General features: G+C 53.3%; 7 protein-coding genes. 5 read left to right on the top strand and 2 right to left on the bottom strand.

The window, feature by feature from the left end; all coding sequences use genetic code 11:
* Positions 1 to 603: 603 nt before the first annotated feature.
* Entirely contained in the window at positions 604 to 2,187 is a 1,584-nt protein-coding gene (locus tag ACEW8J_RS09645) for a phytoene desaturase family protein (RefSeq protein WP_373491426.1), read from the bottom strand.
* A 218-nt stretch (positions 2,188 to 2,405) separates the two neighbouring features.
* On the opposite strand from ACEW8J_RS09645, the gene ACEW8J_RS09640 reads away from it, so the two are divergent.
* From ACEW8J_RS09640 to ACEW8J_RS09620, 5 genes are all read left to right on the top strand, one after another.
* Entirely contained in the window at positions 2,406 to 4,631 is a 2,226-nt protein-coding gene (locus ACEW8J_RS09640) for a TonB-dependent receptor (RefSeq protein WP_373491425.1), read from the top strand.
* A gap of 11 nt (positions 4,632 to 4,642) precedes the next feature.
* Positions 4,643 to 5,944 carry a glycosyltransferase gene (locus ACEW8J_RS09635; RefSeq protein ID WP_373491424.1) on the top strand — a complete coding sequence of 434 codons (1,302 nt, stop codon included), beginning with the start codon at positions 4,643 to 4,645 and terminating at the stop codon, positions 5,942 to 5,944.
* Entirely contained in the window at positions 5,941 to 6,315 is a 375-nt protein-coding gene (locus tag ACEW8J_RS09630; protein ID WP_373491423.1) for a cupin domain-containing protein, read from the top strand. Before ACEW8J_RS09635 ends, ACEW8J_RS09630 begins: the two co-directional genes overlap by 4 nt.
* Positions 6,316 to 6,321: 6 nt before the next feature.
* A complete protein-coding gene (locus ACEW8J_RS09625) occupies positions 6,322 to 7,815 on the top strand; it encodes an aldehyde dehydrogenase (protein WP_373491422.1) in 1,494 nt (497 codons plus the stop codon).
* A gap of 101 nt (positions 7,816 to 7,916) precedes the next feature.
* A complete protein-coding gene (locus ACEW8J_RS09620; RefSeq protein ID WP_373491421.1) occupies positions 7,917 to 8,525 on the top strand; it encodes a TetR/AcrR family transcriptional regulator in 609 nt (202 codons plus the stop codon).
* Between the two features lie 300 nt (positions 8,526 to 8,825).
* Here the strand turns inward: ACEW8J_RS09620 and ACEW8J_RS09615 are convergent.
* Positions 8,826 to 9,613 (bottom strand): IS3 family transposase (locus tag ACEW8J_RS09615; protein WP_373491420.1); only part of this gene is annotated, 788 nt, incomplete at its 5' end.

Here is a 9,613-nt window from a genome sequence, read left to right as displayed (position 1 = left end):
GGTTGAGGGTTTCGCGTTCGTTGAACAGCTTGTCCCAGGCCTGCAAAGCCTCGCTGGCTGGTGCGGTCGTGCTATCTTGATGAGTAACCATGATTGCCTCCAGTGGCAGTTGTGGTGGGGTGCCCGGACTGCTAGTTCAGTTCGGGCATCCGCTATTGCCGGTCGGAAGCATTGGCACACTTTTGGCACACCCACGGCCACGAAAAGCCACCAGAACACACCTTCCCGCGCCCTTAACTTGTTGAGTCAAAAGGTGGTACTTTGCGCAAATTGGTGTCCCGTTCGCATTCGTAATGCGTGGGTCGGAGGTTCGAGTCCTCTCTCCGGCACCAAATATTTAAAACCAAATCAATCAGATGGCTTCCGCCAATTCCCGTCGAGCGGGATCATTTCGTTACCGTAAGTGCACTGTAAGTGCTCGGCTGTCAATTGAATTCGACCGCGGACAGACGTCTTAAGTGCAATGATTCTGCGCGGGTGAAACAGTAGAGTGACTGATCGCTCGATGCACGATCTCTGCCTGCCTTAAGGGCCTCGAGATAGAGCCGTCTGCCATGTATGTACTGCAGGTACGAATGCTTGACGGGGAGCCTAAAGAGATATCTAGCGTAGGTCGCTGATTACCCGCATAGCGCCATTGTGTCCGGGCGCTCCGCTAACGCCTCCGCCAGGATGGGAGCCGGAGCCGCAAAGATAAAGGCCCTTCAATGGAGTCCGATACTTCGAGGCGGACGGATGCGGGCGCAGGCTGAATATCTGATCAAGATCATGGCGGCCATGAAAGATGTCTCCTTCGGTCAGAGCAAAAATGCGCTCAAGATCGACCGGAGAGAGGACCTGCCGGCCAACGATCAGCGATTTAATATTCGGCATGAAATGCGCCAGATAGTCGATGATGTCATCGGCAACCTGTTCCCTGATACCATCCCACTTCCTGCCTGCCGCCAACTCGTAAGGGTAGTATTTGCAAAGGATTGACATTACGTGGTGACCGGGCGGCGCGAGGCTGTCGTCCAGTGTCGAAGGAATCACGATGTCTAAACGCGGCTCTGTTGGAATCTTCCCTGCTTTAGCCAGATGGTAATTCCGCTCCAATTCCTCTACTGGCGGGAAGATGACTATCGAGGACTGATGCTGAGGGCGGATGCCTGACCCTGGATAGTCACGCAACTCCGGAAGTCCATTTAGAGCCAAATTAATTCGCAACGATGCGTGTCCCATGCGCAGGCGCTTTATATCTTCGACAAATTCGTCGTCTAAGTGGGCGGCATCGATCAGCTTCAAAAACGTTCGCTTGGGATCGGCATTGGACAATACGGCCTTGGCCCAAAAGGTTTCGCCATTGGTCAGCCGAACCCCGGCTGCACGCTGATTCTGAACGAGTATTTCCTGAACATGCGCACTGGTACGAATTTGCACACCTTGGGAGCAAGCGAACGATGCCATTGCCTGGCTGATCTGCCCCATTCCACCTTTGGCTAGTCCCCAGCCTGGAAGGTCGCCCCCGGACTCTCCAAGTGAGTGGTGGAAAAAAGGAATTGCCGAACCGGCCTGATGAAGGCTTGCGAAGTTGCCGGACACACAGTGTGACGCAAACATGGAACGAATCATCGAACTTTGAAACCACCGATCTATGATATCGGCAGCGCAGCTGGTGAACATCTGCAGCAGTCGATACCGGCTTTCAGCTGATAGATTGTGCATATCACGGCCAGCGCGAAGCAAACCCGGCAAATCTGTCAAACCCAGAAGCAAAGACGGCGGCTCTCGCAACCACTGGTTGCGAATGACTGAACCGACTTCCTGCAACATTGCCTGAAACCGCACCATGGCATCGTAATCACATGCCGAAAAGCGACCCACCTCGGCGCGATCATTTGTCTCCTCGCCAGTTAGGTAAAGAGAGTCATCACGGCAGACCTCAAGGTCGCCTTTCAGCGGAATGAACTCATATCCGTGTTGGTCTAGCTCCAGGTCGCGAACAACCTCCGAACGCAACAGGCTCACAACATAGGATGCAATCGAGTTTCGGTAGCCCGGATGAAACTCCTCTGTCACCGCAGCGCCACCCACGATTGCCCTGCGCTCCAGCACCAGCGTTTTATAACCTGCTTTGCCAAGGTAGCCAGCCGCAGTCAGCCCATTATGCCCAGCGCCAATGACAATCGCGTCAAATTTTGGGCCCATTGGGTAATTGCTCCGCGTGGTCCCGGCACCTGGCTGCCTTAAGAACCATTTGCTTGAGGAGTTGGTCCGTAGACACTTTTTCAAGCATCTTCTACTTGCAATATATAGTTTAATGTACTAAATAGTACGTTGTACAACACTATCTCAAAAACCAGCCTTTGCAAATTGGTCGAAATCGGGTGCTCTTTGATTGAGCAACTGGTGAACGGGGAGCCGATATGAAGACAACCTTTAAGTACGCAGCAGTTTTTGTAGCAACTCCGATTTTTGGCGCCATATCAAGCGCACTTTCGCATGCTCAAGAGATTGAAGAGATAATCGTTGTCGCGCAGAAGCGTGAGCAAAACCTTCAGGAAATTCCTATTTCTATTAGCGCCTTTGGCAGCGAAGCGATGCGTGATTCGGGATGGTTGAGCTCCGAGGATGTGGCCGATCAGACGCCGGGTCTTATTGCAACCTCCTTCTCTGGCGATTCAACCGTATCCACATTCTCAATTCGTGGCGTTGGCCAGAATGACTTTGCTGATCATCAGGAAGCACCAACGGCGATCTATGTTGACGGTGTGTATATAGGATTCACCGGTGCTGCCGGAATACAAATGTACGATCTTGAGCGGGTCGAAGTGCTGAGAGGACCGCAAGGTACGCTCTTCGGTCGCAACGCGACCGGAGGCCTTGTTCATCTCATTTCCAAGCGGCCTACCGATAGCTTTGAAGCTTACACCGACTTGACAGTAGGCGACTTCAATCAGTTCCGAGTCGAGGGTGCGATCAGCGGACCATTGTCAGATACTGTCCGGGGACGGCTGTCTGTCCTGAGCGACCGGGCCGACGGATATTTCAAGAATTACGCAGGCACGGATGCAAGAGAGAGAGATTTTCTCAACTTTCGCGGTCAGCTTGCTTTTTCACCGTCGGAGACATTCAATGGATTGCTGACCGTGTGGACCAGCCAGACTAACGATATCGTGGCCGGAGCCTATGATTTCCGCCCGGCATTCGAGGAGATTGGGGACATGGATGCGGACTTTCAAGGCTCGACCGATGATGCCCCTGGAGCAAATGACGGCTACCTGAATCCGCTCGGCAGCAGCGACAAAGATGCTGGCGACGTAGCATTGACACTCAATTACGATACCGGGCGGTTCGTAGTTACGTCGATTACGGAATTCGGTGAGTTTGAAAAATTCTACGAAGAGGATTCTGACGGCAATACCAGCCGGACGATTGATTACATCGCAACGCAGGACGCCACACAGTTTTCGCAGGAATTTCGTATCTCGGGCGATACCGGACGCGCGAATTGGGTAGCCGGTGTTTACTATCTGAATCTCGACGGAGACTACTTTACCGACCTTAATGCGCCAACATTCGGCGGTGCTGTTGAGCAAACTTATGATTTAGAAACCAAATCCTGGTCAGCCTTTGCGCACTCCGAATTCCGATTGACCGACAGTACGTCATTGACAGCCGGTCTTCGTTGGATCAACGATAAAAAAGAATACAACTTGCTTTCTGTGTGTCTGCCGTCCGATACCCTACCGCCGGGTGTGCCGTTTCTTCCCGGATTTCCGGCCAACGACTGCGCGCTGTTTACTTCTGGCGATCCGGCCAATCCTTTAGTTGTCGAGGCAGGGCAGCTGAACCTGGAAAGAGATGATAGCGATTACGCGGGTGTCATTAGTCTTACTCACCGCGTGTCCGAGGACGTGATGTTCTATGGCAGCGTCAATCGCGGCATGAAGGGCGGGGGTTTCACAGCACCGTTAGACGGATTTCTCACACCGCCAGAGATAATCTATAAACCGGAAATTCTAACTAGCTACGAAGTTGGCACAAAGTTGGATTTAGCGGATTCGAGGGTCAGGCTCAATGCCGGTGCTTTTTACTATGACTATAAGGACTATCAGGCTTACGTATTTCAAGGTCTGACCAGCCAGGTACGAAACCAGGATGCCGAAATTGCAGGAGGCGAGATCGAGCTGGACGTGCGGCTCGCTGATGGGTTTCAGCTGAAGCTCGGCATAGCACTGTTGGACGCTAATGTGAAAGACGTTGAGCTTTCTCCTGGCAATTTTGCAGAGCAAGATATGATTTTGGCACCGGAGCTTACGGTGAACGCGCTCGCAAAGAAGACATGGAACGTAGGCGACAGCGGACAATTCATGGTTCAGCTTGACGGGTTGTATGTAGACAAACAGCAGTACAACACGACCAACAGCGTCATCACCGAGGGGGATGCCTACACCGTATGGAACGCACGCATCGGTTTCAGCAAACCGCATGGCGAAAACGAATGGGATCTATCTGTGTTTGCGAATAATTTGGCTGACGAAGAGTACACGACCTATCAGTTCGATCTGGCTGCATTCTTTGGGTACTCATTGCAAATCTACGCACCGCCTCGTTGGGTGGGTGCTCAGTTTCGGTATCGCTGGCGTTAAGTGGAGGGCCAATGACACATAGAATCGCTGTCTTCCCCGAACCCGGGGCACTCGGCCCAGTGATGAATTTAATAGGTGTATCGCAGGGCCTGCGGGAGCGGGGACACGAGGTCACCTTTATCTTGGAACCGGGATTGCGGGGCGCCGCCGAACGCTACGGCTTCGAAGAGCGCCATTTGACCTGCATGCCACCAATGACGGAGGCAGAGCAGGCAAAATACTGGGACGATTTCATGATTAGATACATGCCGACGTTCCGGACTTCGGCATATGAACAAATCGGTACATACGTTAGGGCGTGCTGGGAGGCGATCGTCGATACGGTTAAATGGTCTGTAAAGAACGGTCTCGATGATCTGCTCCAAGAAATTAATCCGGATCTTATTATAAACGATAATGTCGCGCTCTATCCTCATACTCAGACGGCCGGTTGCCCTTGGGTGAGGATGATTTCCTGCTCGGAGAACGAGATTATCGATCCGGATATTCCGCCGCATCTTTCAGGATGCGCAGAGGGTGATGCGCGGTGCGCCCAAGCTTACAAAGAGGCGTTCGAACGGCATATCAAGGCGCTACACGACGAATTTATGGAGTTCATTAAATCCTGCGGGATTGAGCCGATCGAGTTCCCGGAGTTCGTCCAGCCTTCACCGTATCTCAATCTGCTGCTTTATCCCGAGCCATTGAGATTCAAGCGTCGAAATCCGCTGGACCCTGAGAAGTTTGTTTACCTCGATGGTTGTGTGCGAAGGGAATCGATGAGCTATGAACTTCCAGAGTTCAGCAAAAACAATAATGGTCCTCTTATCTACCTTAGTTATGGCACCCTCGGTGGAGCCGATGTGGAATTGATCAAGCGCATTATCGGTATCCTTGGGCGCACCGAATATCGCGCGATCGTGAATGTCGGCGACTATAAGGCACAATATGACTCAAGCGAGATACCTGGTAACGTCACTATTGACAGCTGGTTCCCTCAAATCGCTGTTCTGCCACATGTGGATGTCTTTATCCAACACGGCGGCAATAATAGCTTCAATGAAAGTCTCTACTTCGGAATTCCGCCACTGATCATGCCATTTGTCTGGGACGGGCACGACAATGCCCAGCGCGTAAACGACACACAGCATGGTATCGGCATGCACAGATATAACTGGACCGATGAAGAGTTGTTGGCAAATATCAGCACACTCCTCAATGACGAAGTCATTAAGAAAAACGTCACATCGACCAGCAGTCACATGCAACAGCGGGACGGCAAGGCAACAGCCGCCGAAGCTATCGACAATTTCCTGCAGCGGCATTACGCATGAAAGCCGTAAACGAAGGCAAGGCGGCTGTCATCCTTGATAATCCACTGGCTATCGCTCGGGAAACCCTCACCGATTGGGGCAACGTTGCCAAACCGATAGGTGAGCCGGTTTCCATGGAACGCGGGCGGCTGATGTTTCGCCGCCAAGATGGGTCATCGGAGATGGGTATGTGGGAATGCACGCCCGGCCGCTGGCGCTGCGATATCGCGAGAGATGAGTTCTGCTATTTCCTTGCTGGAAAGGCGGCCTACACCGCGGATACTGGCGAAAAGCTAACAGTTGCCGGTGGTATGGCCGCAACTTTTCCAGCTGGCTGGGCCGGTGTGTGCGAGGTCATCGAGACCGTTCGAAAGGTTTACATGGTGCGCTAGGCAATTATGACCAATTTCGATCCGTTCGGTCGACAAGTCTTCCGCCAAGCTGGCTATCAATCCGTCGATAGCCAGCGGAGCATCAACGTGATTAATCCGTCGACGCTTGAGAAAGAAGGTCAAATTGCATGTGTTCCGAGTGATTTGATAGACGCTCTCCTCGATGAGGCAAGGAAGGCGCAGGTTGAATGGTCGGCGATTCCGGTTAAGTCGCGAGCCGCAATGCTGCACAAGGTTGCGAGAAGCATTGACGAGACATCTCCCCGGCAAGTTTGTGAGCTTCTGACGAGAGAAATGGGGAAACCGTATCCAGAAGCGGTCGGTGAGCTCGCCAACGTTGCGCCGATATTTCAATACTACGCTGAACTCGCCAAAGATGCTGGGGGGTCTGTTGCCGGTAACATGCAACCCGGAAACTTTCAATTTAAGCGATATGATCCCTATGGCGTCAGCGTTCATATACTCCCCTACAATTATCCTTTGCTCTTACTTGGATTCACGGTCGCTGCGTCACTTGCCGCAGGTAATGCAGTTGTAATCAAGCCATCAGAGATAAGCTCACTCTCCACGTTAGCTTTCATGCAGCATTTTACGATGCTGCCGGCCGGTCTCGTCACCTGCATAACAGGCGACGGTAGCGTCGGAGAGTATCTCGTCGAGTCTCCTAAGACAGACATCGTGGCTTTTACCGGGTCACTCGAAACTGCGCGAAAGATAAACATTGCCTGTGCTAAGCAGATGAAGCCGTGTTTGATCGAGGCGGGAGGAAATGACCCGATTATCGTCAGCGACAAAGCGGATGCAGATTTTGCCGCAGCCGCCGTAAACTGTGCAGCATTTCACCTATCCGGCCAGATTTGTACGTCGGCTGAGCGTATCTTCGTCGTTGACGCGATTCACGACAAGTTTGTTTCGCGACTCGCATCACGTGCTGCCAAGCTCCGCGTTGGTGATGGGCTGGGGCATGCTGAGATCGGCCCGATGGCAAACAAGGCCGCACGAGACAAGGTTCAGCGTCTCGTCACACAGGCTGTAGCGCAAGGCGCAAAAATTGAAACAGGCGGACGCTTTCCGGAGTTGCCTGCGACGGGATGGTTTTACGAACCAACCGTATTGTCTGCAGTGACAACAGATATGGATATCATGAACGGAGAACTGTTCGGTCCGGTCGCGCCGGTTTGCAGAGTGGCGAATATAGAGGAAGCTATAGCAAAAGCGAATGCGTCGAAGTATGGATTAGGCGCATCGATTATTACGACGGACCTCGCGGAAGCAATGAAGGCGATAGAAGAACTGCAAAGTGGCATGGTCTGGGTCAACAACCCGATGGTCGACAATGAAGCAATGCCGTTCGGTGGCCGAAAACTGTCGGGTTTAGGTCGTGAATTGGGGCGCGAGGGGTTAGAAGTCTTTCGACAAGTCAAGTTTGTCACCCTGGATCCAACACAAAAACCGTACGACTGGTGGTACCCATACGATGACAGCGTATTCTGTAAATAAATCTCCAAGAGCCGCTGGTTGTCATGTATCGAGGGAGCAGGATGGCGGGTTGTCAATAAGTTATTATGCCGGCCTCCAGCTGAAAGACTACGCAGAACATCATGAGTACCGATCGACGACAAAGCAAAGGCCGGGCGACCCGGGCGACTATTCTGAAGGCAGCAACCGATCTACTACTCGAGCACGGTTACGGAAACTTCGTGTTTCGCAATGTTGCAAAGGCTGCTGGCGTCAAGCCCGGCAACGTCCAGTACTACTTTTCGACCAAGAGAGACCTGCTTTCGGCAGTATTGGAGCCAGAACTGGTCAACTATCTCGGTCGCTTGCGTGGCGAGATCAGCAAGGGTCGCACGAAAGCCGAGAAAATCGACAGGATGGTTCGCTTCTTGATAATCGATGTCAGTAATGTACGCACACTTCGGCTATGGCTGTCGATTTGGGGAATGGCGGCACATGACCAGCAGATGGCGGCAATCGTCTCCGAATGGTATGGATCTTATATCGACTCGCTCGCAGACCTGTTGCGGCATGTATTCCCCAACCTTAGCACCGACCAAGCCTATGATGCGGCTACGTCTATTACTGCACAGTTTGACGGACTGATGGTGGTGCTTCAGATCGGTAAGCCAAAGAGCCGAGCCATTGCGCGCGTCAAGCGAAACATCAGTTCGACGATCACCGGCATTATCGAGGTCGAGAAGCACCGATAATCACATCTTGATGGTGCGTCCGGAGTTGTCGTTTCCTGTAATGTGCAAAGATTCACGTTCGCACTATCCGGATAGGGGCAGTCTCGGATCCTGCACTTCAACGTCACCGAGCATCCAACCGCCGCCTGGACTGCACGCGAGCTGCTTGAGGCCTGCGGGCTCGACGAGGTGCCTGGATATTTGATCCGGGATCGAGACGCGATCTATGGGGAGGCGTTTCACCGGCAGGCGAGGGCGCTTGAGATCGAGGAGGTTCCAACGGCGCCGTGGAATGCCCCCGTTCGTTGGCCACCTGGCCTGTTAGGCTTTCCGCATTTCAGTTAGTCCAAAATATGCCATGGCCGGCGTGATGTAGTTCTGTGAGCTGTGCGGCCGTTGTTCATTGTACCGACGTCGCCAATGCTCGATGACGACACGTGCCTCCATCAGGCTAGCAAAAATCTCGGCGTTCAGACACTCCTTGCGAAACGTGCCGTTGAAGCTTTCATTGCTGCCATTTTGCCAAGGCTTGCACGGCTCGATATTGGCAATCTGTATGTTGTGCCGTTTCATCTCGTCCTGCAGCGCCTGCGCCAGCAGTTCGCTGCCATTGTCGCTGCGGATAGCACGCGGTCGACCGTAGCGCGTGATTAGCTCGCGCAATAACGCTCTGACGTGGGTGTGCTGCAAATGCCGATCGGTTTTGATCGCCAGACAAAAACCCGTCGCTTCATCCTTGACCGTCAAGCAACGCAGCGGCTGTGAGTCGTGGTAACGATCGTGGACAAAATCCCACGCCCACACGTCGTTGCGGCGCAGCGCCAAACCGTCCAGCTTCGCCCCGCTGCGTACCTTGCGGCTCGGCCGATACAGCGGCAAACACAGGCCATTCAGGCGCCACAGGCGATACACGCGTTTGTCGTTGGCCTGCCAGCCACGCAGCCGCAGGTAGCCGCCGGCCAGTCGGTAGCCCCAGGCTGGATCGTTACGCGCGACAATCCGCAGTGCCGAGGACAAGTGTCGGTCGCGGCGATTACGCTTCGATCGGTAGTGAATCCCGGAACGCGGCGTCGAGCACAGCCAGGCGGCTCGCCGCTGGCTCACTCCCC

The sequence above is a fragment of the Parasphingorhabdus sp. genome (genome assembly GCF_041748495.1).
Lineage (GTDB): Bacteria > Pseudomonadota > Alphaproteobacteria > Sphingomonadales > Sphingomonadaceae > Parasphingorhabdus.
Note: the sequence above shows the minus strand (reverse complement) of the source record. Positions and strands in the feature narration are given on the sequence as shown.